At 66.5% G+C, this 21,562-nt stretch carries 20 protein-coding genes; 3 read left to right on the top strand and 17 right to left on the bottom strand.

What is annotated here, in order from left to right; genetic code table 11:
- Window position 1 precedes the first annotated feature (1 nt).
- Complete coding sequence (locus EPB08_RS01315; protein ID WP_229238170.1) at window positions 2-1,984, bottom strand: serine hydrolase domain-containing protein; 1,983 nt, start codon at window positions 1,982-1,984, stop codon at window positions 2-4.
- A gap of 183 nt (window positions 1,985-2,167) precedes the next feature.
- Window positions 2,168-2,956 (bottom strand): CPBP family intramembrane glutamic endopeptidase, encoded by a 789-nt coding sequence (locus tag EPB08_RS01310; RefSeq protein ID WP_130617258.1) that lies wholly within the window; start codon window positions 2,954-2,956, stop codon window positions 2,168-2,170.
- Between the two features lie 184 nt (window positions 2,957-3,140).
- Between EPB08_RS01310 and EPB08_RS01305 the strand changes: the two genes are divergently transcribed.
- On the top strand, window positions 3,141-3,608 hold the full coding sequence (locus EPB08_RS01305) for a hypothetical protein (RefSeq protein WP_130617257.1): 468 nt from the start codon (window positions 3,141-3,143) through the stop codon (window positions 3,606-3,608).
- 97 nt (window positions 3,609-3,705) lie between these two features.
- Here the strand turns inward: EPB08_RS01305 and hrpB are convergent, their stop codons facing one another.
- The 12 genes from hrpB to gspE form a co-directional block, all read right to left on the bottom strand.
- Window positions 3,706-6,222, bottom strand: a complete 2,517-nt coding sequence (gene hrpB / locus EPB08_RS01300) for an ATP-dependent helicase HrpB (RefSeq protein ID WP_130617256.1) — start codon at window positions 6,220-6,222, stop codon at window positions 3,706-3,708.
- A gap of 85 nt (window positions 6,223-6,307) precedes the next feature.
- On the bottom strand, window positions 6,308-8,692 hold the full coding sequence (gspD, locus tag EPB08_RS01295) for a type II secretion system secretin GspD (protein WP_130617255.1): 2,385 nt from the start codon (window positions 8,690-8,692) through the stop codon (window positions 6,308-6,310).
- Between the two features lie 3 nt (window positions 8,693-8,695).
- The gene (locus EPB08_RS01290; protein ID WP_130617254.1) at window positions 8,696-9,415 is read right to left on the bottom strand and encodes a general secretion pathway protein GspN; all 720 of its coding nucleotides are present in this window, start codon (window positions 9,413-9,415) and stop codon (window positions 8,696-8,698) included.
- Window positions 9,412-10,038, bottom strand: coding sequence for a type II secretion system protein GspM (gene gspM / locus EPB08_RS01285; RefSeq protein ID WP_130617253.1), 627 nt, complete (start codon window positions 10,036-10,038; stop codon window positions 9,412-9,414). The genes EPB08_RS01290 and gspM overlap by 4 nt, the downstream gene beginning before the upstream one ends.
- On the bottom strand, window positions 10,035-11,195 hold the full coding sequence (locus EPB08_RS01280) for a PilN domain-containing protein (RefSeq protein ID WP_130617252.1): 1,161 nt from the start codon (window positions 11,193-11,195) through the stop codon (window positions 10,035-10,037). The genes gspM and EPB08_RS01280 overlap by 4 nt, the downstream gene beginning before the upstream one ends.
- Window positions 11,192-12,055 (bottom strand): type II secretion system minor pseudopilin, encoded by an 864-nt coding sequence (locus EPB08_RS01275; protein ID WP_130617251.1) that lies wholly within the window; start codon window positions 12,053-12,055, stop codon window positions 11,192-11,194. The genes EPB08_RS01280 and EPB08_RS01275 overlap by 4 nt, the downstream gene beginning before the upstream one ends.
- On the bottom strand, window positions 12,052-12,756 hold the full coding sequence (locus tag EPB08_RS01270; protein WP_130617250.1) for a prepilin-type N-terminal cleavage/methylation domain-containing protein: 705 nt from the start codon (window positions 12,754-12,756) through the stop codon (window positions 12,052-12,054). Before EPB08_RS01270 ends, EPB08_RS01275 begins: the two co-directional genes overlap by 4 nt.
- Window positions 12,753-13,202 (bottom strand): type IV pilus modification PilV family protein, encoded by a 450-nt coding sequence (locus EPB08_RS01265; protein ID WP_130617249.1) that lies wholly within the window; start codon window positions 13,200-13,202, stop codon window positions 12,753-12,755. Before EPB08_RS01265 ends, EPB08_RS01270 begins: the two co-directional genes overlap by 4 nt.
- Entirely contained in the window at window positions 13,199-13,696 is a 498-nt protein-coding gene (locus EPB08_RS01260; protein WP_130617248.1) for a GspH/FimT family pseudopilin, read from the bottom strand. The genes EPB08_RS01265 and EPB08_RS01260 overlap by 4 nt, the downstream gene beginning before the upstream one ends.
- An 11-nt stretch (window positions 13,697-13,707) precedes the next feature.
- Window positions 13,708-14,133 (bottom strand): type II secretion system major pseudopilin GspG, encoded by a 426-nt coding sequence (gene gspG, locus EPB08_RS01255; protein ID WP_130617247.1) that lies wholly within the window; start codon window positions 14,131-14,133, stop codon window positions 13,708-13,710.
- 32 nt (window positions 14,134-14,165) lie between these two features.
- On the bottom strand, window positions 14,166-15,383 hold the full coding sequence (gene gspF, locus EPB08_RS01250) for a type II secretion system inner membrane protein GspF (RefSeq protein ID WP_130617246.1): 1,218 nt from the start codon (window positions 15,381-15,383) through the stop codon (window positions 14,166-14,168).
- Between the two features lie 159 nt (window positions 15,384-15,542).
- Window positions 15,543-17,276 carry a type II secretion system ATPase GspE gene (gspE, locus tag EPB08_RS01245; RefSeq protein WP_130617245.1) on the bottom strand — a complete coding sequence of 578 codons (1,734 nt, stop codon included), beginning with the start codon at window positions 17,274-17,276 and terminating at the stop codon, window positions 15,543-15,545.
- A gap of 329 nt (window positions 17,277-17,605) precedes the next feature.
- Between gspE and EPB08_RS01240 the strand changes: the two genes are divergently transcribed.
- Window positions 17,606-18,394: a TatD family hydrolase gene (locus EPB08_RS01240; protein WP_130617244.1), complete on the top strand. Its 789-nt coding sequence runs from the start codon at window positions 17,606-17,608 to the stop codon at window positions 18,392-18,394.
- 141 nt (window positions 18,395-18,535) lie between these two features.
- Here the strand turns inward: EPB08_RS01240 and EPB08_RS01235 are convergent, their stop codons facing one another.
- From EPB08_RS01235 to EPB08_RS01225, 3 genes are all read right to left on the bottom strand, one after another.
- Window positions 18,536-19,069, bottom strand: a complete 534-nt coding sequence (locus tag EPB08_RS01235) for a pseudouridine synthase (RefSeq protein ID WP_130617243.1) — start codon at window positions 19,067-19,069, stop codon at window positions 18,536-18,538.
- Between the two features lie 46 nt (window positions 19,070-19,115).
- A complete protein-coding gene (locus EPB08_RS01230) occupies window positions 19,116-20,003 on the bottom strand; it encodes a class I SAM-dependent methyltransferase (RefSeq protein WP_130617242.1) in 888 nt (295 codons plus the stop codon).
- 307 nt (window positions 20,004-20,310) lie between these two features.
- Window positions 20,311-21,216, bottom strand: coding sequence for a LysR substrate-binding domain-containing protein (locus EPB08_RS01225; RefSeq protein WP_130617241.1), 906 nt, complete (start codon window positions 21,214-21,216; stop codon window positions 20,311-20,313).
- 95 nt (window positions 21,217-21,311) lie between these two features.
- Between EPB08_RS01225 and EPB08_RS01220 the strand changes: the two genes are divergently transcribed.
- On the top strand, window positions 21,312-21,506 hold the full coding sequence (locus EPB08_RS01220) for a hypothetical protein (protein WP_130617240.1): 195 nt from the start codon (window positions 21,312-21,314) through the stop codon (window positions 21,504-21,506).
- Window positions 21,507-21,562 lie beyond the last annotated feature (56 nt).

Here is a 21,562-nt window from a genome sequence, read left to right as displayed (position 1 = left end):
GTCACTTCACCTCGTCGTAGACGTATTCATGCTGGCCATCGCGCAGGACCAGCTTGCGGTTGTCCGGCGTGCCCGACACCACGAACTCGAACCCGTCCGATCCGGGCGAGATGGTGACAAAGGACAGCGAGCCATCGTCGTTCTTGCGCGATGCCATCTCGCTATGCCACGCACCGAAGTTGAATATCGTCGCCTTGCCGTCATGCGACACCTGGATGCTGCCGACGGCGGGATTGCGATAGTTGGCGGCCAGTTGCGATGCGGTTGCGGCATCCGCCGGTACGGTGAGGCGCTTGCGCTCGACTGCCACCTCGGCCTTGAGCCGTTTCACGCCGGCATCGATATCCCCCTGCGCCAGGGGCTTGCCATCGAACAGCACCTCGAGCAGGCGTCGCTGGAACGGCCCGCGGATACTGGCGCCGGCATCCGCATTGGTGAGGATAACCGCACCCACGCCCTGCTGCGGCAGCCAGATCATGTCGGAATGGAAGCCGGCAAGGTCGCCCCCGTGATGTACTACCGGCACGCCCCAGGTGTTGTCGACGATCAGGCCCATGCCGTAAGTCGCCGTGGTGCCCAGCGCGACGTTCGGCTTGCGGCGTTCCAGCAAGGCTTCCTTCGATACGTAGCGCGAGCCGTCGGGAAGCAGGCCTTCGGCCAGTTCCATCTGCACGTAACGCAGCATGTCGCTCACCGCGCTCCATGCTGCGCCTGCCGGCCGTGCCGGACGGATGGAGTCGTTGATGCCCATGCCGGCCACCGCCGTATGGCCGTCCACATCCAGGCCATGTGGCGTGGCGTGGTTGCCGAGCAGCGCGCGATCGTAGTCGAAGGTGGTCTGGCGCATGTCGAGCGGATCGAACACCTGCTTCTGCATCGCCAGGTCGTAGGCCGCACCCAGCTCCATGTCGGGATAGAGCACATGGGCGCCCATGTAACCGGCGGCCGCAGCCATCAGGTTGGAGTACTGGAACAGTTGGCCGAACTTGCTCGTGGGCTGCATGCCGGCGAGCGACTTCATCACGGTCTCCGGTGACGCGTTGCGGCTATTGAGCACCCACTCCATGTCCTGCCGGGGCATGCCGGTGCATGCGCAGATCAGATGGCGGATCAGCACCTGCCTGGTCGTCTCGGCATCGCCCAGCTTGAAGGAGGGCATCACCTGCACCACCGGCGTGTCCCAGTCGAACTTCTTCTGGTCCACCAGCCGCGCGAGCATCAGCGTGGTCAGCGCCTTGGTGTTGGAGGCGATCATGAACAGCGTGTCGCTGTCGATCGGCTCGGGTCTGCCGATCTCGCGCACACCCAACCCGCCGGAGAACACCACCTTGCCGTGATCGATCAGGCCGAGGGCCACGCCAGGCACGTCATAGGCCTTGCGTGCGTTGTCGACGAAGGTCTTCAGGGTCTCGATGCGCTCGGCATCGAGTGGATGGGCCTTCCTGCCTGCGAAGCTCTCGCGCTTGTAGCCCTTGGGCAGCAGGCGGTCCGAAATGGCGCGTAGCTGCGAGCCGCGCTTTTCGCCCACGGCAATGGCCATGTCGTAGATCAGCACGGTGAACTGCTTGTCGTGCCGGAAAGCGATGGCCGTGACGAAGCGCTTGTCGTTCGCCGAGGTCTCATAGCTGTAGACGCGCACCTGATCCCAGTTGTCGCGCGGCGCGCTATCGGTGGCCACCTCGAGTGGCCACGACTTTGCAGGCGCATAGGCTTTCCACGCCTGGGCGATGGCCGCATCCGCATCGGGGGCCTGCACGTCCACCAGCACCGCCCGCGAGCCTGATTCCGGTGGCTCGAGGATGACCTTGTTGCCGCTGGCATGCATCGTCCACTCGGAAGGCACGACGAACTGCGTGCCGGCAGACGTGGTTTTCGGCGTATCCGCTTTGACGGCAGTGCCTTCAGTCGTGGAGGCAGGCGTCAGCGCCGCTCCCGGCATGGCCCATGCGAACAGGGCCAGGAATGCAACACATCGCAGCAACATGGAGCACCTCGCTGTGAGAGGGAACGCTCGGTGTCGACTGTGCACGCGAACCAGAAACGCTCGCGGCGAAGCCGGTGACGCTGGTGATCAAGGGAGTCTACACGCGTTGAAACGACTTGCCAGTGCGCCAACTGTGATGCTCCGGATGACAGAAAGGTTGCAACGCCCGCTGCAATGATCCGGTCAGGCAGCCTCGGCTCGCCCCATCTGCACCGCCTCCCGCTTTGCCTTGGTACGCCAGAGCACCAGCACGGCGACGATGGCACATGCGAAGCGCAGCAGGTTGTTGATCCAGCCCCAGCCGCCGCTTGCGCCGGAGAGATCGAACACGCTCCACGCGGCATTGAGCGAACAGTGGAACGCCAGGCCGCACCACAACGTGTAGCCATTCAGCGCATCGAGCATGGCAAAGACGATGCCGCCGAGGAACGTCATGCAGAACACCGTGATCGCCTCGTCACTGCCACGCAGCCCCAGCCAGTGGATCGCGCCGAAACAGAACGCCTGGACCAGGCAGGCCGGCAGCACGGACCATCCCAAGGCACGACGTGGAAAGATGAAACCGAAACCGCGGAAAACCAGCTCTTCGGCCAGGGGAAACAGCAACGCGGTAAACAGCAGCGCTCGCAGGTCGAGGTCGGCGGAAATCCTTCCCGAGATCGCGCTGCTGATCCAGAAGGGCGCCGTGCTCAGCAACACGAGGCATGGCGCGCGCCAGCCGGGTGCGCCCAACCCGAGCAAGCCTGCAAGACGGATTCGACCATCCCTGGGCCTTAGTGCGAGAGCAGCCAGCACCGCGAGCAGCACGGCCAGCAAGTTGTCCATGCTCGAACCGCCAAAGGACGACAACGGCAGTCCAGGAATCCGAATGCCGACTGCAGCGCCGATGTCACGCACGGACAACGCCGCCATCAATACCAGCAACACCAGAACAGCCTTGCCCGCAGCCAGAAGACGATGGTGTTCCCGCATGCTTGCTCCTCCCTGGATCGTGGTCGATGACCTGCTTGCCGGACAGCTCACCTTAGCATCGCCTTAGCCCGTCATGGGACAGCTTGCTGCGATGTAACTGGAGTCACGACGAGTCGGATTTCTTTCAGTACGCATTAAGCGCCGCACGTCGAGCATCGGCACCGAACCAACGGAGGTACGTGTCATGAGCAAGTGCGTGATGGGCGGTCGAGTACTGATGGGTCTTGCGGTCACCGCCATGCTGGCGGCACCCATGGTCGCGTCGGCCCATGATGGCTGGGGGCACGACGACGGCAACCGCCGCGGCTGGGATCACGGCGGTTACCACGACCGCGGCGGCTGGCATGGCGACCGTGGTGGCTGGCACGGTGACTACGGGCATCACGACGGACACTGGAGTGGTGGCAAGTGGATCGCCGGTGCCGTCGTGGCGGGTGCGGTGATCGGGCTGGTGCAGGCCGCCACGGCGCCGACGTACTACGCGCAGCAAGCGACCGTGGTCTACCAGGATCCGCCGGTGGTCTATCGCCAACCGACCACGGTGGTATACGAGCAGCCTCGGACGGTGGTCTATGAAAGCGCGCCGGTCGAGCCGCGCACCGTCGTCTATGGCTCGCCTTATGGTGGTGATCGCGACGATGATGGAGATTGATCGCGCAGATCGACTCAATACATCGCGACAAGAGCGAAAAGCCCGGCATCCGCCGGGCTTTCTTCTTTGAAACGCGGCGGCCCTCGTGGGATGACGCTCAGGTACCGCGCGGCTTGGCACGATGGGTGGGCGCCGCCGTCCAGGGATCATCCGGCCACGGATGGCGCGGGTAGCGACCCTTCAGTTCCTTCTTCACTTCGGGATACGTGCGCTCCCAGAAACCCTTCAGGTCCTGCGTGACCTGGATGGGACGCCCTGCCGGTGACAGCAGGTGCAGCGTGACGGGAATACGGCCATGGGCGACGCGTGGCGTATCGGCCAGGCCAAACAGCTCCTGCAGCTTCACCGCGAGCACCGGTGGTTCGCCCTCCGCGTATTCCAGCCGGCGGCTCATGCCGCTGGGCACGGTGAGGCTTTCCGGCACCTGGGCATCGAGTTGGCGGCGCTGCTCATAGTCGAACAGGCTGCCCAACGCCTGCGAGAGTTCATCCGCGGCAAGCGCCGCAAGGCTGCGCTTGCCATTGAGATACGGCGCGAGCCACTCATCGAGTGTTGCGAGTAGCGCAGCGTCGGATACATCGGGCAAACCAAGCTCCGGCACCCACGCACGCAGCGCTTGCATGCGCGCGCGCAGGCGCCGCGCGTTCTCACTCCATGGAAGGGCATCGATGCCCTTCGCACGCACGGCGGCAAGCAGCGCGGGCAAGGCGTCTTCCGGCTTCACCGGGACGCTGCGCCGTTCGAGCACGATGGCGGCGTAGCGCTGCTCCTCGAAGGCTTCCACTGCATTGCGCTCGTCGTTCCAGCGCAATACCCGCTCGCGCCGGAACTGCGCGGGATAGTCGCGCTCCAGCACGCGGAGATCGAGCGGAGCGGCAGCCAGGATCAGGCTGTCGCGCGCTTCGAAGCGCAGATCCAGCGCCACGAGCCACGGCTCGCCCAGCAATGCCGTGCTCTCGTGCAACCGCGCGCCGCGACCGTTGGCAAGCGTATAGCGCAGCGGGTTGTTGTCGTCGCGGCGAGCCACGCGATCGGGAAATGCATGCAGCAACAGATCGCCCACCGCGTGACTGTCGGGCACGCCGCTGGCGGCGCTGCGCACGTCGAGACGGCGGCGCCACCCTTTGCTGGCCTGCTCGATCGCCGCCAGCGCGCCCGCATCGGCACCGGTGCGCGCACCGGCCGTGTGGCGATCACGCCACGCATGGAGCGCGTTGACGCGCGCGCGGAAATCATCGCTGCGCGCGTGCTCGCCACGCAGCGGCGAGCGCGCCTCCATCAGGGCAAGCAGATCGGCCACCAGGGCGCGCAACTCGGCTGCGGCACGCAATGCCGCAGCGCCGAGGCGCGGCGTCGCTCCCAGTTCCAGCATCTCGCGCCCCAGCGCGGTGATGCGTCCATCGGCAGCCAGCGCGCCGAGTTGCGTCAGCAGATCGCGCGCCTGCGCCATCGCGCCAGCGGGAGGCGCATCCAGCCACGGCAAATCACTGCCACTGCCGGCCGTGATGCCCCAGGCGGCGAGCTCAAGCGCGAGGCCGGAGAGTTCGGCCTGGACGATCTCCGCGGTACGCGATGGATCCAGCCGTTTGCTTTGCGCCCACAACCGGTACGCGGTGCCTTCGGCGACGCGGCCGGCTCGACCGGCGCGCTGGTCGGCGGAAGCCTGCGAGATGTTCACCGTTTCCAGCCGCGTGAAGCCCGAATTGGGATCGAAGCGGGGCTCGCGTGCGAGTCCGCTGTCCACCACCGCACGAATGCCAGGCAAGGTCACGCTGGACTCGGCGACATTGGTGGCGAGCACCACGCGCCGCATGCCCGGTTCGGCCGGACTCAACGCGGCCTGCTGCTCGGCAAGCGACAGCTCGCCATGCAGGGCGACCACTTCCACGTGGTCGTCGAGCGAGGATTCGAGCACGGCCTGCGCCCGCGCGATCTCGCGACGCCCCGGCAGGAAGGCGAGCACATCGCCGGCGTTGTCCTGCAATGCCTGCCGCGCGATGCGCGCGAGGTGATGTTCGATGCTTTCCTGCACGCGCGCGGGTGGGTATTCCACCTGCACGGGAAAGCTGCGGCCGGGACTGCTGATACGCGGCGCATCGAGCCATTGCGCGATGCGCTCGCCATCGAGCGTGGCGGACATCACCACGATGCGCAGGTCCGGGCGCAGGGTGCCCTGGACGTCGAGCGCGAGCGCAGCACCGAGATCTCCGGCAAGATGCCGCTCGTGGAATTCGTCGAACAGGATCGCACCGATGCCGCTGAGTTCGGGATCGTCCTGGATGAGGCGGGTGAGGATGCCTTCGGTCACCACTTCGATGCGCGTGGCCTTGCTCACCTTCGCTTCGAAGCGGATGCGATAGCCGACCGTCTGCCCGATCTCCTCGCCCCGCTGCTGCGCCATGAATTGCGCGGCGGCGCGCGCCGCGATACGCCGCGGCTCGAGCACCAGAATCTTGCCATCGCCCAGCCACGGCTGCCCCAGCAAGGCGAGCGGCATCTGCGTGGTCTTGCCGGCACCCGGAGGCGCCTCCAGCACGAGGCGTGGATGCGCGGCGAGCGAAGCGCCGATCTCGGGGAGCAGCGGCGTAATGGGGAAGGAAGGCGAAGCACTCATCGCGCACATGATAACGGTGCGACGGCGAGACCGAAGGCTGAGGGCAGCCCGGCGCGTGCCGGGATGCCTATGCCTGGGAAGGGAGTTACTGACCTGCCGGCGCGGGACTGCTGGCCGCGCGCAGCGGCGCCAGCGACTCGAACTTGCGCTGGTATTCGTCCGTCACCTGCTTGGCTTCCTCGCTGCTGGTGATGACCCGCGGCGTGATCAGCACGATCAGCTCGGTGCGATTGCGGTTGTGGTTGGTGGTGCCGAACAGGCGGCCGAGCACCGGCACGCGGTTGAGGCCGGGAACGCCGGTATCGGTGTTGTTCTCGTTCTGCTGGATCAAACCACCGAGCAGCACGGTCTGTCCGCTCTGCACGGCGATCTGCGTGCCCACCGCGCGCTGCTGGATGGTGAAGTTGCCCTGCGAGTTGGCCGCACCGGTGGTGTTGCTCACCTGCTGCTGCACATTGAGGTACACCAGGCCGCCCGGATTCACGCGCGGCTGCACGTCGAGGATCACGCCGGTCGGCACATAGCTCACGCTGCTCGCGGTAGAGCCGGCGGTGGTGGCGCCAAGGCCGGTCACGATCGAGGTCTGGTTGATCGGCACCTGGTCGCCGACCTGGATATGCGCCACCTGGTTGTTCAGCACCACCAGCGACGGCGCCGACAGCGTCTTGGTGTTGCCGTTGGTTTCCAGCGCGCGCACCGCCACCTGTAGCTTGCTGTTGCCACTCAGGAACGAATAGAAGAACGGTTCGCCACCGTACTGGTTGCCGCCGCCGCCCAGCGCGCCTTGATGGAGCATGCCGGGATAGACCGATTCGGCGCCGTTGATGTTGCCGTTGCTGTCGTATTTTGGCGTGCTGTTGGCGAGGCCCTGCAGATACCACTGCACGCCGAACTCCAACTGCCCGGTGAGATCCACCTCGAGAATGCGCATCTCGATCTGCACCTGCAGCGGCACATTGTCCAGGCGCTTGATCGCCTGCTCGATCTCCGCCCACTGCGACGGCCGTGCACGGACCAGCAGCTGGTTGTTCGAGTCCACCGAACTGATGCGGATGCTGCCGTCATCGGAGGTGTACTGCGCGCCCGCGCTATTGCCGTTGCTGCCGTTGGCGCTGTTGGCATTGCCGAACGCGCCCGCCGCGCCGCCGCTGTTGCTGCCAAAGCCGCTGCCGGAGTTGCCGAAGGCACTGCCGGTACCCGTGCCCGTGCCGCTGGTGCTACCCAGGCCGCCCGCGGTACCGAAGCCACCACCCACGCCGTTGACGCTGGTGCTGCTTCCGAAGCTGCCAGCCGTGCTGCCCATGCCACTGGCCGAGCCATTGGCGTTGTCGCTGGCGCCCAGCGTATTGCTGGTGAGGCCGGGACCGACCTTTCCATTGTTGGCGCCGCCGCCACCGCCGCCATTGGTGTAGATCTGCGCGAGGTACTGCGCCAGTTCCGACGCCTTGATGTTTCGCACGTCGTACACGAACAGGTTGGGCTCGTTGCCGCCACCCCGATCGATCTTGGCGACCCACTCACCCACTTCCTGCAGGTAGTTGGGCTGGGTGCTGATCACCACCAGGGCGTTGGTGCGCTCGATCGGGATGAAGCGCAGCATGCCGGCCAGCGGCGTGTCGCCCTTCGGCCCGAAGATCTGGTCGAGCTGCGGCATCAGTTCGGCGACGTTGGCGTGCTGCAGGCTGAACACGCCCACCGACATGCCGCGCAACCAGTCCACGTCGAAGGTGTGTACGGTGCGCTGGTAGTTGTCGAGTTCAGATGGCGTGCCGGAGAGCACGATCAGGTTGCGCGACGGATCCACCAGCAGCACGGAATCGGCACGGGCAAACGGCTTGATCAGTTTCTGCATCTCGTTCGCCGAGATGTAGCGCAGCGAGAAAAGGCGCGCCTGCAGGCCACCCTGCGGCGCCACCGCATTGAGGCTGGGCACCAGGTTGCCCGGCACGGCGTCCTTGGCGGGCATCACCACATAGCGGCCGTTCTGCAGGACCAGCGCATTGTTGGTCCAGGACAGCAGCGTCTCGAGGATGGGAATGGCCTGGCTGCTGTCCACCGGCTCGGCGGTCGAGAAGGAGATGTTGCCCTGCACGCCCGGCACGATGGTGTAGTTCTGCTTGAGCAGATCACCGAGGATCGCCTTCACCACCGCCTGCACCGGCTGGTTTTCGAAGTTGAAGGTGACCGCGCCATCGCCGCTGGCGGCCTTGCGCGGCTGCGCGAGGCCGGTGGTGCGGATGAACTGGCCGCTCCCGCTGTTGACGTCGGGGCGAGGCACCACGATGTTTTCCGCGTTCTTGCCGTCATTGAGCGGCAAGGGCTTGGGCACGGGGTTCTCTGTTCCGGCCATGGCCTCGCGCTGCAGCGCCCCGTCATCGTGCTGGGGCGGCAAGGCCTGGCAGCCGGCCAGCCACATCGCCATGGCAAGCGTACCGATGCGGTGAACCCGCGGTGTGCGGTGGATGGTCATGGCTCAGTGTGCTCCCTCGGGATTCGCTGCCTGCTGTTGGGCGCGACGTTTTTGAATGGCTTCCCTCAGCGCGCGAAGGCGATCCGCCTGCGTGCTGTTGGGCTGATCAGGGGCGCTGTTGGCGCCGGGCGGCGTACCTTGCGGCTGTGCCGGAGCGATCATCATCTGCATGCCGCCGGATGGCGCCTGGCCGTTGGTGCCGGTCTGCGGAGGCGCAGGCTGCCCCGGTGCGTTCTTGGGCATGTCGATCGGCGCACCGGCGGGCAGTTCCAGTTCGGTGCGTCCGCTGGACGATTCGAATACCGCTGCGCGCGGCTTGAGCTCGACCAGGCGCCAGCTGCCGTCGGGCAGGGTATCGCCTTCGCGCACGCGCACTTCGTGGTCGCCGCTCTTGTCGTGCAGCAAGGCCATGTGCAGCCCGGGCGTGACGATGATGCCGGTGAGCTGCATGTCACCGAGGCTGGCTCCGCCGCTGGCGGTGCGCAGGTTCGCCTTGCGATCCGGATTGAACAGCGGCTGCTGCCACACGGCGGAGAACTGCGCGAGCGGAATGGGTGGCGGCAGGCCCTGGTCATGCGTTTCGGGCAGCGGCGTCGCGGGGCGTGGAGCACCCCAGCTCACGCCACGGCCCAGACCGCCCAGGAACAACAGCAGGACGACGCCGAATACGGCGGCGACGCCACCGAGCACGGGCGTGAGGCGACGCTGAGCGGCGGCGTTCATGGCGCCTCCTGGTTGGCGTCACCGCCCGAGGAGCGCGGCTGGCGAACATAGCCGGACAAGGTGAACTGCACTTCCAGCGGCGCGCCTCCCGGTTGCATCGCAGCGACCGGGTTGCGGTAGATGCTGAGGTCGTCCACGAACAGGTACGGCGTGCCCTGCTCCAGGTCGTGCAGCGTCTCGGCCAGCGGCTGCACGTCGCAACGCAGGCTGATGCTCACCGCCACCTTGCGGTACGGCTCATCGGCTGCCGCCGGCGGATTGGGCACGGGCATCTTCTGGGTCACGTCGCAGGCACCGCCCGGATGGGCGGCCACGGCGTCGACCACGCGCTGCATGAGGCCCGCGGCGGCGGCATTGGGATCGTCTTCAGGCAAAAACGCATGGCTCGCCGCCTGCCCCGCTCCCATCGCAGCGATACGCTGTTGCAGCTGCGGCTTGTCGGCAATGGCCGCAGCGAAGCGCGCATGCGTGTCACGCAGGTCGTCCATCTCGGCATGGATGGATCGCAGTGGCGCCACGAACCACCAGTGCAGCAGCACGAAGTACGCGATTACCAGCACGGCCAGCAAAAGCAGCACGGCCGCGATGCGGCTTTCGCGCGGCTTGAGCGCAGTCATCTTCATGGCTTGCCTTCCGCCGGGGAGGCCGTCTTGGGCTTGCTTTCGGCAGGCTTGCGCAGTTGCGCCACCATGTAGAAGCGTTCCTTGCCCGTCGAGGGATCCACCTGGATGGTGCCCTGGAAATTGGCGTCGGTGATGACAGGCGAGCCCTTCAGCGCATCGACCAGCCGCGCCGCCTGAGGGCTCTGGCCCTGGAAGCCGACCTGGCCGCTGTTGTCGATGCTCAGGCGCTCGAGCCAGGCATTGGTGGGCAGGCGTTGGCTGATGTCCTGCAGCACCGCCAGCGCGGATACCGTGTGCGCCTTGCGCTGGGCCAGGAAACCGGCGGCGCCTGCGTTGTCCTGCAACTGCTGGCGCAGCGTCGCGACCTGCTGCGCCTCGGTGCGCATGCCCTCGACGTCGCTGCGCATCTGTTCCAGCGCGCCCTCGCGGTTGTGCAGGAACTGCAACAGGGAAAGCAGCAACAGCACGATCGCGGCGACGCCCAGCGCAAGATTGAGCCGTTGCCGCGGATGCTGGCGACGCAGCACCAGCTCGGCGGGCAACAGGTTGACGCCGAGGCGGTCATTGCCATTGGCCACGTCCACCGCGTCGACCTGCAGGCCCGATGCGCTCAGGCGCGCGAGCAGCGGATCGAGCGTCGAACGCGGCACTACCACCAGCTCGGCCGCGAATCGGCCTGCAGGTGCGGATGCGCGCAGCTCGCGCACGTCATAACGCACCTGATCGACACGGAACGGGGTCTGCCGATCCATCTCGAAGGCACCGATCTGCTGCAGGTTGTCATGCGCCGCCAGCGGCAGGTTCAGGCGCGGACGCAACACCTCGACCGCATCGAGGCACAGCGCAATACGCAAGTCTTCACGATCGACGCCGCGCAACGCGTCGCCCATGGCCACCTGCTGGCTGCCCGGGTCGAGCTGGCTGCTCCAGCGCGACAGCGGGTACAGCTCGCCCGCACGGCGCAACGTCCATTCCTCTCCGTCCCGCTGGAGCAGGTGCCAGGCCAGGCCGCCGCCGAAACGCGTGCGCCAGCGGGCCGGCAAAAGGGCGACGAGCTCGCCGTTCCACCACGCCAGAAAGCGCGGCACGGGCGAGGCGCGCCATGCACGGCGCACCCGGTCGAGCTGCAATTGCAACGGCTGCGCGGCCGAATTCATTCCCCGTCTCCCTCCTGCCAACGCAACACGACGTAAGGTAATGCGCCAGGGCGCATGCCCTGCAGTCGCACTGTGGCGCGCAGTATCGCGCGCGTACCGTCGGCCAGCGTGGCCTCTGCGCGAATACTATGCGTTACTCCCTGCATGGCAGCCAGCGCGACCTGCGGCGGACCCGCCGAACGGGCGGCTACCAGGGCCTGGGCCTGTTGCGGCGTCATGCCGGGTACGGCGGCCAAGGCGAGCGGTGGTGCAATGGATGGGTCGGGGCTCTGCCTGCCCGACCATAGCGTGACCTGCGACGCCAGCGTGCGGTACAGCGCCGGCTGCATGCCCAGCACCATCTGCAGCTCCTCCACGGTGGCGAACGGGCCGTGCCGGGGACTGTAGTCACGTCCGGCCTGCGCATAACCGGCGTTGGGCACGTTGCTCGGCATCGTCGCGCTGAAGGTGCGCCAGTCGACCACGTTGCGCGCCAGCGACTGGGCGTCGCCGTCGGACATGCCGGCCGCCTTGAACAGGTTCTGCAGCACGTCTGGCGAAGCCGCATTGAGATCGACCTTGCCGTTCTCGCTGATGATGCTGATGTTGACCTTGGCACCGTCGAAGTCGAGCGGATAGATGCGTCCGTCGGGCATCCATCGCTGTTGCAGCTGCGGATCCTGCAAGGCATAGATGGCACGCATGAGACCCGCCTCGGCCGCGTAATGCGCCTGGGTCTGTGCAAACTGGTAGCGGGCCTGCAGGCCTTCGGTACGCGCCAGCATGGCGTAGCCGCCCACCATGATCGCCAGCAGCGTGCACGCCCACAGCACCACCAGCAGGGCGACGCCACGTTGTCCGTGCTTTGCGGCCCCGCTCATGGGACCGTCCGGCGTTGCAGGCCCTGCAGCAGGTCGGTCTGGCCCTGCATTGCGGCCGCATCCACGCGCAGCGGCGCATCGAGTTGAGGCCAGTTGGTCGTGCCATCGAGCACCAGCGCGATGCGGACGATGCGTGGCATCGCGCGGGTACCGTCCCAGTGATCCTGCCAGGTACCCTGCGCTTGCTGCGTATCGGGCGCGCGATAGCTGAAGCTTCCGCTGCGGATGTTGTCCACCAGCACTTCGGGTTCACCCAGCGGACGCGGTGCGCTGCCATCGGGCGGCATCAAGGCAAAGCTCGCCTCCAGTCGCGAACCGCCCTTGCCGTTCGATACCAGCTTGAACTGCTGCAGCTGGGGACCGAGCTTGCCGAGATAACCGGGCAGTGGTGCCACGAAGCGCAATTCGTGCGCGTCGCCGCTGAAAAATTGCGGGTCGCCCTTGTCCGTATGCGAGATCGCTACCGCACGCGCCTGCGCCAGTTCGCGTCGCAGGAACTGCTGCGCGGAGCGCACCTGGTCGAGGCGCTCGATCGACGTTTCGCCGGAACGCACGGCATGCGTCGCGGTGCGCACGCCCGAATACACGCCCAACAACAGCAACGCGAACAAGGCGAGTGCGCCGAGCACCTCGAGCAAGGTGAAGCCGTCGACCGCCGCGGCGGGTCGTGGACGGATACCGTGGACGCGACGACTCGTCATGGGGTTCCCGTCGCCGGTGGGCCCAGCAGCCGCAGCGTGCTGAAGTGCGCGGAGCGTTCGTGCACGCGGGCACCCCAGAACACGTCCAGGTCGAGCTTCATCATGCGCATCGGCGGCGCGCCCGTTTCCGGCGCCTGCCCCGGCACCGGTCCTTGCGCGGGTGCCTGTCCGGGCGTTGGCGGCGGATTCCATGGCGTTACCACCAGGCGCCATCGATAGTGATCGTCGAAGCGTCCCTCGCTGGAGCCAGCGCGCAACGGCGTGGTGATGTCCACGGTATCGAGTAGGCTGCGCGCCCACAGTGCCGCCTGGCTGTGATCGTCGGCATTGCGTGTCAGCGCGATCGACCCGCCCGCCACCTTCAACAGCGCAGTGAAGGCAATCGCCAGCAACAAGGTTGCCGCGATCACTTCCAGCAGGCTGAAACCCCGCGCGCGAGCCTTCATCGATGCCCGCTCACATCGGCCACGCTGACCGCACCGGTCAGCCACGAAACATTGACCCGCCACTGGCGCCGCTCGCGCTGCAGCGTGATGTGTCCGCCAGTGGAACTCCCATCCGGAAAGAAGCGGATACGCCCGGTGGTGGCGTTGACCTGATCTTCTTTCGCGCTGGTGATGCCGATGCGCATGCCCGAAGGCAGGCGTACTACCTTGCCGTCATCGGCGCGATAGGTGTTGGCGCGGGTGTCGACGTCGAAGGTGTGCTCGTTGCCGTGCACGATGGCCTGCGTGCGCGTGGCGCGCAGTGCCGCCGCGAGTTCACCGCTGGCCGCGGCGACGCGTGCGCTCGCCAGGCCTTGCGTCACCGATACCGCGACGGCTGCCGCCGCGATGCCGATCAACAGGATCACGGCGAGCATTTCCAGCAAGGTGAAGCCACGCGTGCGCGCTCCCGCCCGGATGCCTCGGGCAGGCCAGAACGGCGCGCGCGGCTTCATCGCCCGCATGCTTACTGCCAGTTGCCCACGTCGGCGCTGTAGCCATCGCCGCCGGGCTTGCCGTCCTGGCCATAGAAGATCAGATCGAAGTTGCCGTGGTCGCCCGGGTACTTGTAGCCAAAGTCATGGCCCCACGGATCGTGCAGCTCCGATTCCTTCGCGTACGGGCCTTGCCAGTTGCGCGCGTTGGCGGGCTTGGTCATCAGGTCCTGCAGCTGCTGCGGCGGCGAACCATTGTCCAGTGCGTAGTTCTCGATCTTCTGGCTGAGCGTGGTGAGCTGCGCCTTGCCGGCGCCGTACTTGCCCTTGTCCACGTTCTTGCCGACCTGGGTCACCACCACCGCGCCGATGATGCCGATCAGCACGATCACCGCCAGCATTTCCAGCAGGGTAAAGCCGCGGTTGGCGTGATGAAGGCGGAGTGTCCGTTTTCGCATGGCGTACCTCTTGGTCGTTCGATGTAGGGGTGTTACTGGATGTTGCTGGTCAGGCTGAGCAGCGGCAGCAGGATCGCGGCCATGATGATCGCCACCAGCACGGTCATCACGATGGTCAGCGCGGGCACCAGCGCGGCGAGCAGGCGATCGATCGCGCGGCGGCTTTCCAGTTCGAAGGTGTCGGCCACCTTGAGCAACATGGTGTCGAGTTGTCCCGCCTCCTCGCCCACCTGCACCATCTGCAGTGCCAGGCGCGGGAATCGTTGCGACTGCGCCAGCGCCAGGCTGAGCCCGGTACCGCCCTTCACCTGTTCGGAAGCCTGCTCCAGCGCCTGGTCGAGCGCCTTGTTGGCGGTGACCTGGCGTGCGATGCCGAGCGCGGAGAGCAAGGGCACGCCATTCTTGAGCAAGGTGCCGAGCGTGCGCGCGATACGCGCCGTCTGGATCTTCAGCAGGAGCGGGCCGACTACGCGCATGGTGAGCATGCGCGCATGCCAGGCCAGCTGCGTTGCCGGATCGCGCAGCCGCGCACGGGCAATCAGCACGCCGAGCACGAGCAGGATCAGCAATGCCCACCACCACGTCTGCAGCACGCTGCCGACGGCGAGCACGGCCTGCGTGATCCACGGGATCGGCACCTGCATGTCCTCGAAGATCGGCACGAACTGCGGCACCACGTAGGCGAGCAGCAACAGCAGCGAGCCCAGCACGCCCACCATCAGGAACGCCGGGTAGATCAGCGCGTTGATGATGCTGCCGCGCAGTTGCTGCGAGCGTTCGAGGTAGTCGGCAAGGCGGCGCAGCGTGTCTTCCAGCGAACCGCCGGCTTCACCCGCGCGCACGAGGCTGATGTAGAGCTTGGGGAACACGCCGTGCTCATCATCCAGCGCCTGCGACAGCGGCGTGCCGCCGCGCACGCGATCGCGCACGCGTTCGATCAACTGTTTTGCCCGTTCACCCTCGGGCAGGTCCATCAGGATGCCGAGTGCGCGGTCCAGCGGCTGCCCCGCACCCAGCAGCGTGGCGAGCTGGTGCGTGAACTGCGCCAGCTGGTCGCCGGTGAACGGGCCGCGGCGAAACATCGCCGCCAGGCCACTTCCGCCCGCCTCGGCATCGGCCGCGCGAGCGTCGAGCGGCGTGTGACCCTGGTCCTGCAGGCGGCTGACCACTTCGTCCAGGCTGGCCGCTTCCATCCGGCCCTGCAGCACTTCGCCCGAGGCGGTGACCGCGCGATAGCGGAACTGGGTCATGGCGCGCTCATCTTCCTCTCCCCTTCGGGGAGAGGACTGAGGTGAGGGGGACGGGCTTGCGGGAACGTGGCGACGGGCGAGCTCTCACGGTTACACGCTCTCGCGAGCACCCGCCCCTCACCCCAGCCCTCTCCCCAAAGGGGAGAGGGAGTTACAGCGTCAGCCTTCCTGCGAGACACGCAACACCTCCTCGATGGTGGTGATGCCTGCCACGGCCTTGGCGATGCCGTCCTCGTACATGGTGCGCATGCCTTCGGCGCGCGCAAGGCGTTCGATCTCGCCCGCATCCGCGCGCTGCATCACCATGCGGCGCAGCGGATCGCTCATCACCAGGAACTCCATGATCGCCTGGCGACCACGGTACCCACTGGGGTTGGCGGCGCTGCTGCCCGGCTTCCACAGGCGGATCGGGCGCTCGTCGGTGTACTTGTGCAGCTCGAACTGCTCGATCACTTCGGGCAGCGCTTCATACGGGATCGCCGTTTCCGGATCGAGGCGGCGCACCAGTCGTTGCGCCAGGATGCCGTTGACGGTGGAACCCAGCAGGTAGTCCTCCACGCCCATGTCGAGCAGGCGCGTGATGCCGCCCGCCGCACTGTTGGTGTGCAGCGTGGACAGCACCAGGTGGCCGGTGAGCGCGGACTGGATGGCGATCCGGCAGGTTTCCAGGTCGCGCATTTCGCCGATCATGATCACGTCGGGATCCTGGCGCACGATGGAACGCAGCGCACCGGCGAAATCCAGCCCGATCTGCGGCTTCACCTGGATCTGGTTGATGCCTTCGATCTGGTATTCGACCGGGTCTTCGACGGTGATGATCTTCACGTCCGGCGTGTTGATCTTCGACAGTGCCGTGTACAGCGTGGTGGTCTTGCCCGAGCCGGTGGGGCCGGTGACCAGCAGGATGCCGTTGGGACGCTCCAGCACGTCGACGAAGCGCTGCTGGAAGCTGCCGGTGAAACCCAGCGAGGCGAAATCGAACACCACCGATTCGCGATCGAGGATACGCATCACCACCGATTCACCGAAGCTGGTGGGCACAGTGGAGACGCGAAGGTCCAGCTCCTTGCCCTGCACGCGCAGCTGGATGCGGCCATCCTGCGGCAGGCGGCGCTCGGCGATGTTGAGCTTGGCCATGATCTTGACGCGCGAGATCACCGCGGCGGTGGAACTGGCCGGCGGCGCTTCGACTTCATGCAGCACGCCGTCGATGCGATAGCGCACCTTCAGGCGGTTCTCGAACGGCTCGATGTGCACGTCGGAAGCGCGCTGTTCCACCGCGCGCTGCAGGATCAGGTTCACCAGGCGGATCACCGGCGCCTCGGAGGCAAGGTCGCGCAGGTGCTCCACGTCGTCTTCCACCGCGGCGCTGCCGTCGAGGTTCTCCACGATGGTGCCCATCGCGGAACGACCCGTGCCGTAGTAGCGCTCGATCAGATCGTCGATCTCCGAACGCAGGCCGATGCGCAGCGACACCGGTCGGCCCGCCGCGAGCTGGATCGCCTGCAAGGGATAGGGATCGGCCGGGTCGGCCATCGCCAGCGCCAGGTCGTCTTCGTCCACGCGCACCGGCACCACGTGCTGCTGCTTGAGGAAGCGCACGGAGATGTCGAGTTCGCTGGGCGGCAGCTCCGGCGCCTCGCGAGCGACCAGCAGCGGCGTTTGCAGCAGTTCCGACCAGGCCTCGGCGAGGTCGCGCTCGGAGACCAGGCCCAGGCGGGCCATCAGCGCGGTGAGCGTCCCCTCGGGCGACTCCTCATGGAGCCGGCGCGCACGGGCAAGATCCGTATCCTTCAGCCGCCCACGGGAAACCAGCAGCGCACAGACCGCCGCCTCGCGGCCATCCATCGCCGCACTCTCCACATTGGCTGCCGGGTTTGCGACTGCCGACATGCTTCACCCCGCTTCTGATCCAGTACACCGCCACCAAGGCCGCCCCCAACGGCATTGAGGGCGTCATTGGTAGCACACCCGTCGCACGCTGCGCGAGCACGGTTTCTCACCAGATGACCTATTTTCAGACCGTGTGCAAGACGTCACGTTCAATTCCGCCCGAGGGTAGGCAAACCGCATGACGGTTCGCTTGCGGCGCGATAGTACATTCGGCCGAAGGCCTCCCGGACTTCCCAAGCCCCGCGATATCTTGCGTTATTTTTGACTCAGGGGTTGCCACCAATCCAGTGGCTGGGAAAATGCCTTCTTTGCCCGGCCTACCCCGACCCATGCAACTGATCGACATCGGCGCCAACCTCACCCATGAATCGTTCCACCACGATTTCGACGACGTGCTGGCGCGTGCCCATGCGCATGGCGTAGCGCGCCTGATGGTCACCGGCGCCTCGAGCGACGGCAGCACGCATGCGCTCGCACTCGCGCAAAAACATCCTGGCGTGCTTTATGCGACGGCCGGCGTGCATCCGCACCATGCGATCGACTACGACGATGCCACCGACGCGCTGTTGCGCGAGCTGGCCACGCACGAAGAAGTGCGCGCGGTGGGCGAGACGGGGCTGGACTACAACCGCAACTACTCGCCGCGGGATGTGCAGCTAGCAGTGTTCGAGCGGCAGTTGCAGATCGCAGTGGATGTGCAGAAGCCGCTGTTCCTGCACCAGCGCGATGCGCACCACGATTTCATTGCGCTTCTGCGCCGCTATCGCGACAAGATTCCTGGTGCCGTCGTGCACTGCTTCACCGAAACCGGCGAGGCTATGCGCGATTACCTGGCGCTCGATTGCCACATCGGCATCACCGGCTGGATCTGCGATGAGCGGCGCGGCACGCATCTACGCGAGCTGGTGAAGGAGATTCCCGCCAATCGCTTGATGATCGAAACCGACGCACCGTATCTGCTGCCACGCACCGTGCGCCCGCAGCCGTCGCACCGACGCAATGAGCCGATGTACCTCAGGCACATCTGCGAGGAGATCGCACGCGACCGCGGCGAACCCGTGGAAGTGACCGCGGCGAACAGTACGGCGACGGCGACGGCGTTCTTCGGCCTCGCCTGAGTCCCTCTTCTTCTGTAGGAGCGCACCCAGTTCGCGACCGCGGCGCCATGACTTCCCTCGCCCGACGTGTGTCGTGATCGGCTTCAGCGCTTCGTAGGCTTTTCGCGCACTGGGTGCGCTCCTACAGGGGGCAACGGGGCATCACCCGACCACGCGCGTCTCGCCGGGCTCCAGCCCGTCCAGCGCATACGGCCCGATCCGCTCGCGGATCAGGCGCAGCGTGGGGAAACCCACCGCCGCCGTCATGCGCCGCACCTGCCGGTTGCGGCCTTCGCGCAGGGTGATGCGTACCCAGCTGGTGGGGATGAGCTTGCGGAAACGCACGGGCGGATCGCGCGGCCACAACCACGCCGGTTCCGACGCATGCTCCGCGCCGGCCGGCAGCGTCGGGCCGTCGTTGAGCATCACGCCACGGCGCATCGCGGCGACGGCTTCATCGGTGATCTGGCCGTCGACCTGCACGAGATAGGTCTTGGGCTGCTTGTGGCGGGGATCGGTGAGCTTGTGCGCAAGCGCGCCATCGTCGGTGAGCAGCAACAGGCCTTCACTGTCGTGATCGAGCCTGCCGGCGGCATAGACGTCCTTGTACCGGACGTATTCGGCCAGCGTGGGTCGCCCGTCCGGGTCGCGGAACTGGCAGAGCACGCCGAAGGGTTTGTTGAGCGCGATAAGCATGCGTAGGCCATCCGCGCGCCAGGCGGCGCGCGGTCTTGCATTGAAATTACGGCGAGGTCGGCGCGGCAGGCTTCACGAAGCGCAGCGTCATGCGGTCCGATTCGCCGATGGCCAGGTACTTCGCCTTGTCCTGATCACCCAGGGTCAGCGTGGGCGGCAAGGTCCAGACACCCTTGGCGTAGTCCTTGGTGTCCTTCGGGTTGGCGTTGATCTCGCTCTGTTCCTCGAGCTTGAAGCCCGCATCGGTCGCCAGCTTCACCACGTAGTTGGTGGGCAGGTAGCCGCTGTCCTTGACCGCCTCAAGGGTGGCGTTGTCCGCGGCGCGATGATCGACCACGCCCAGCACGCCGCCCGGGCGCAGGGCGGCGAAGAATGCCTTGAACATCTGCGGCGCGGTGTCGGCCTCCACCCAGTTGTGCACGTTGCGGAAGGTCAGCACCACGTCCGCCGAACCCGGCGCGCCGAACACCGGCGCCTTCGGATCGAATTCCAGGATCTGCGCGTTGCCGTAATGCGCCGCATCGGCGGCGAACTTGGCCTTCAGCCCCGATTTGTCACGACTGGCCTCGCCTTCGCCCGAAGGCTTGGCGATGGCGGCGATGTAATGACCGTTGTCGTGCAACAACGGTGCAAGCACCTCGGAGTACCAGCCGCCGCCCGGAGTGATTTCGACGACGGTCTGGTCGGGACGAACACCGAAGAACTGCAGCGTCGCCTTGGGATGGCGGTAGACATCGCGCGCCTTATGCTCCGGCGAGCGCCAGTCGCCCGCCAGCACCTGGTCGAGCCGGGTCGCGGTGAAGTCGCTGGCCGTGGTCGGGGGTACCAGACCTCCGGCGGGCTGGTCCTGCGCCTGCGCACTGGCCGGGGCGGAACCGCTGCTGCACGATGCCAGCAGCACCGCTGCCAGCCCCAGGATCACACGGCTTTTCATCGATTACCCCTAGAAGAAAACGTCAAAATGGCGTGTAGAGCATAGTGGCCCCAGCTTGCCGGCCACTACGTATACAAATGGTGGATGGACAATCGTCCCTCGTCCATTCCTGGCGAGCAAAGCATGGAAAGCTGGAGGCGGGCTTTCTCGCGCGAATACGCTCTTCTCGTTGTAGGAGCGCACCCAGTGCGCGAAAAGCCTACGAAGCGTTGACTCCGATCACGACATGCGTCGGGCGAGGGATGTCATGACGCCGCGATCGCGCACTGGGTGCGCTCCTACAAAAAAGCAAAATGGCGTCGTGCGGCTAGGCCGTGGCGCGGGCAGCCAGCGACATCGTTTCGGAATACTTGCCTGCCTCGCTCAGCAGCCATTCGCGGAAGATGCGCAGGCCTGCGTGATCCCGCGCGTGTTCGGGATAGACGAGGAAATAGGCTTCCGGAATCTGCTGGTAGCGATCGCCCAGCACCTTGAGCAGGCCGGCCTCGACCAGCGGACGGGCCATCACCATGCGCCCCAGCGCCACGCCCATGCCTTCGAGCGCACCGCGCTGCAGCGCATCGGTGTTGTCGAAATGCGCGACGTAGCGGCCCGGGGGCTGACCGCCCGTGGCAGCGAACCAATCGGGCCAGCGATCACCCGGATCGCCCAGCAACGGCCACTGCGCGAGGTCGTTGGGATCGGCATCGCCCATGCGCTCCAGCAAAGCCGGCGACGCCACCGGTGCGATCCATTCGCCGAACAGCCGCTCGGTGACCAGGCCAGGCCACGGCCCGCGCCCGTAGCGCATGGCCGCGTCCACCGGGTCACGCTCGAAGTTCACCAGCTCCACGCTCGACTGCAGGTTGAGTTCCAGCTCCGGATGCGCGGCGACCAGTCGCGCCAGTCGCGGCACCAGCCAGCTCGACATCACGCCGGGGATCGCGCTCAGCGTCAGCGCGTTCTCGCGCCGGCAACGGAAACCGGCCATCGCGCGATCAATGCCTTCGAAGTGGTGGCCCACCGCTTCCATCAGCCGACGCCCTTCGGCCGTGAGTTGCACGCCGCGCGGGCCGCGCTCGAAAAGGCGGCGCTCAAGCCGCTGTTCCAGCTGCCGTACCTGGTGGCTGAGTGCGCTCACCGTGAGGTTGGCCTGTTCGGCGGCGCGCGACAGGTTACCCAGCCGGGCCACCTGCACAAACTGTTGGAGGAGATCCAGCGAGACACGGCCCATTTGAATTTTCCTCAAGGCTGGCTTGCGAATATATCGCTTTTTCGCCAGCTGGGAGGCGCCTATCTTGAGCGCCTCACGAGACGAGGGAGGACGCCATGAGCTCGCTGTGGACGAATCTGTTGTTCATGCACGGCCATATCACCGACCCGGCACTGGCCCGTCGCCTGGCCGAAACCCCGAAAGCATCCTCGCGCCCCAGCGGCAAGCGGCAGCGGAGCAAGGCCACGGCAAGCGGCGCACAGGGCAAGGTCGCATCGCCCGGCCCGCTGGCCCAGGGCGGATGCGCCTGAGAAATGTCCCCGCGGTACCGACCGGCGCCGACCGCATGGCGGCGGCGCCGGCAACG

This window comes from Dyella amyloliquefaciens (assembly GCF_004296575.1).
GTDB classification, from domain to species: domain Bacteria; phylum Pseudomonadota; class Gammaproteobacteria; order Xanthomonadales; family Rhodanobacteraceae; genus Dyella; species Dyella amyloliquefaciens.
Note: the sequence above shows the minus strand (reverse complement) of the source record. Positions and strands in the feature narration are given on the sequence as shown.

Bases quoted from the DNA above. Each gene is read 5' to 3' on its own strand.
- EPB08_RS01280 (WP_130617252.1), bottom strand. From the start codon at position 11,195: ATGAATTCGGCCGCGCAGCCGTTGCAATTGCAGCTCGACCGGGTGCGC.
- gspE (WP_130617245.1), bottom strand. From the start codon at position 17,276: ATGTCGGCAGTCGCAAACCCGGCAGCCAATGTGGAGAGTGCGGCGATG.
- hrpB (WP_130617256.1), bottom strand. From the start codon at position 6,222: ATGAGTGCTTCGCCTTCCTTCCCCATTACGCCGCTGCTCCCCGAGATC.
- EPB08_RS01270 (WP_130617250.1), bottom strand. From the start codon at position 12,756: ATGACGAGTCGTCGCGTCCACGGTATCCGTCCACGACCCGCCGCGGCG.
- EPB08_RS01305 (WP_130617257.1), top strand. From the start codon at position 3,141: ATGAGCAAGTGCGTGATGGGCGGTCGAGTACTGATGGGTCTTGCGGTC.
- EPB08_RS01230 (WP_130617242.1), bottom strand. From the start codon at position 20,003: ATGAAAAGCCGTGTGATCCTGGGGCTGGCAGCGGTGCTGCTGGCATCG.
- EPB08_RS01260 (WP_130617248.1), bottom strand. From the start codon at position 13,696: ATGAAGCCGCGCGCGCCGTTCTGGCCTGCCCGAGGCATCCGGGCGGGA.
- EPB08_RS01275 (WP_130617251.1), bottom strand. From the start codon at position 12,055: ATGAGCGGGGCCGCAAAGCACGGACAACGTGGCGTCGCCCTGCTGGTG.
- EPB08_RS01225 (WP_130617241.1), bottom strand. From the start codon at position 21,216: ATGGGCCGTGTCTCGCTGGATCTCCTCCAACAGTTTGTGCAGGTGGCC.
- gspM (WP_130617253.1), bottom strand. From the start codon at position 10,038: ATGAAGATGACTGCGCTCAAGCCGCGCGAAAGCCGCATCGCGGCCGTG.
- EPB08_RS01310 (WP_130617258.1), bottom strand. From the start codon at position 2,956: ATGCGGGAACACCATCGTCTTCTGGCTGCGGGCAAGGCTGTTCTGGTG.
- EPB08_RS01290 (WP_130617254.1), bottom strand. From the start codon at position 9,415: ATGAACGCCGCCGCTCAGCGTCGCCTCACGCCCGTGCTCGGTGGCGTC.
- EPB08_RS01240 (WP_130617244.1), top strand. From the start codon at position 17,606: ATGCAACTGATCGACATCGGCGCCAACCTCACCCATGAATCGTTCCAC.
- EPB08_RS01265 (WP_130617249.1), bottom strand. From the start codon at position 13,202: ATGAAGGCTCGCGCGCGGGGTTTCAGCCTGCTGGAAGTGATCGCGGCA.
- EPB08_RS01235 (WP_130617243.1), bottom strand. From the start codon at position 19,069: ATGCTTATCGCGCTCAACAAACCCTTCGGCGTGCTCTGCCAGTTCCGC.
- gspD (WP_130617255.1), bottom strand. From the start codon at position 8,692: ATGACCATCCACCGCACACCGCGGGTTCACCGCATCGGTACGCTTGCC.
- gspF (WP_130617246.1), bottom strand. From the start codon at position 15,383: ATGACCCAGTTCCGCTATCGCGCGGTCACCGCCTCGGGCGAAGTGCTG.
- EPB08_RS01315 (WP_229238170.1), bottom strand. From the start codon at position 1,984: ATGTTGCTGCGATGTGTTGCATTCCTGGCCCTGTTCGCATGGGCCATG.
- EPB08_RS01220 (WP_130617240.1), top strand. From the start codon at position 21,312: ATGAGCTCGCTGTGGACGAATCTGTTGTTCATGCACGGCCATATCACC.
- gspG (WP_130617247.1), bottom strand. From the start codon at position 14,133: ATGCGAAAACGGACACTCCGCCTTCATCACGCCAACCGCGGCTTTACC.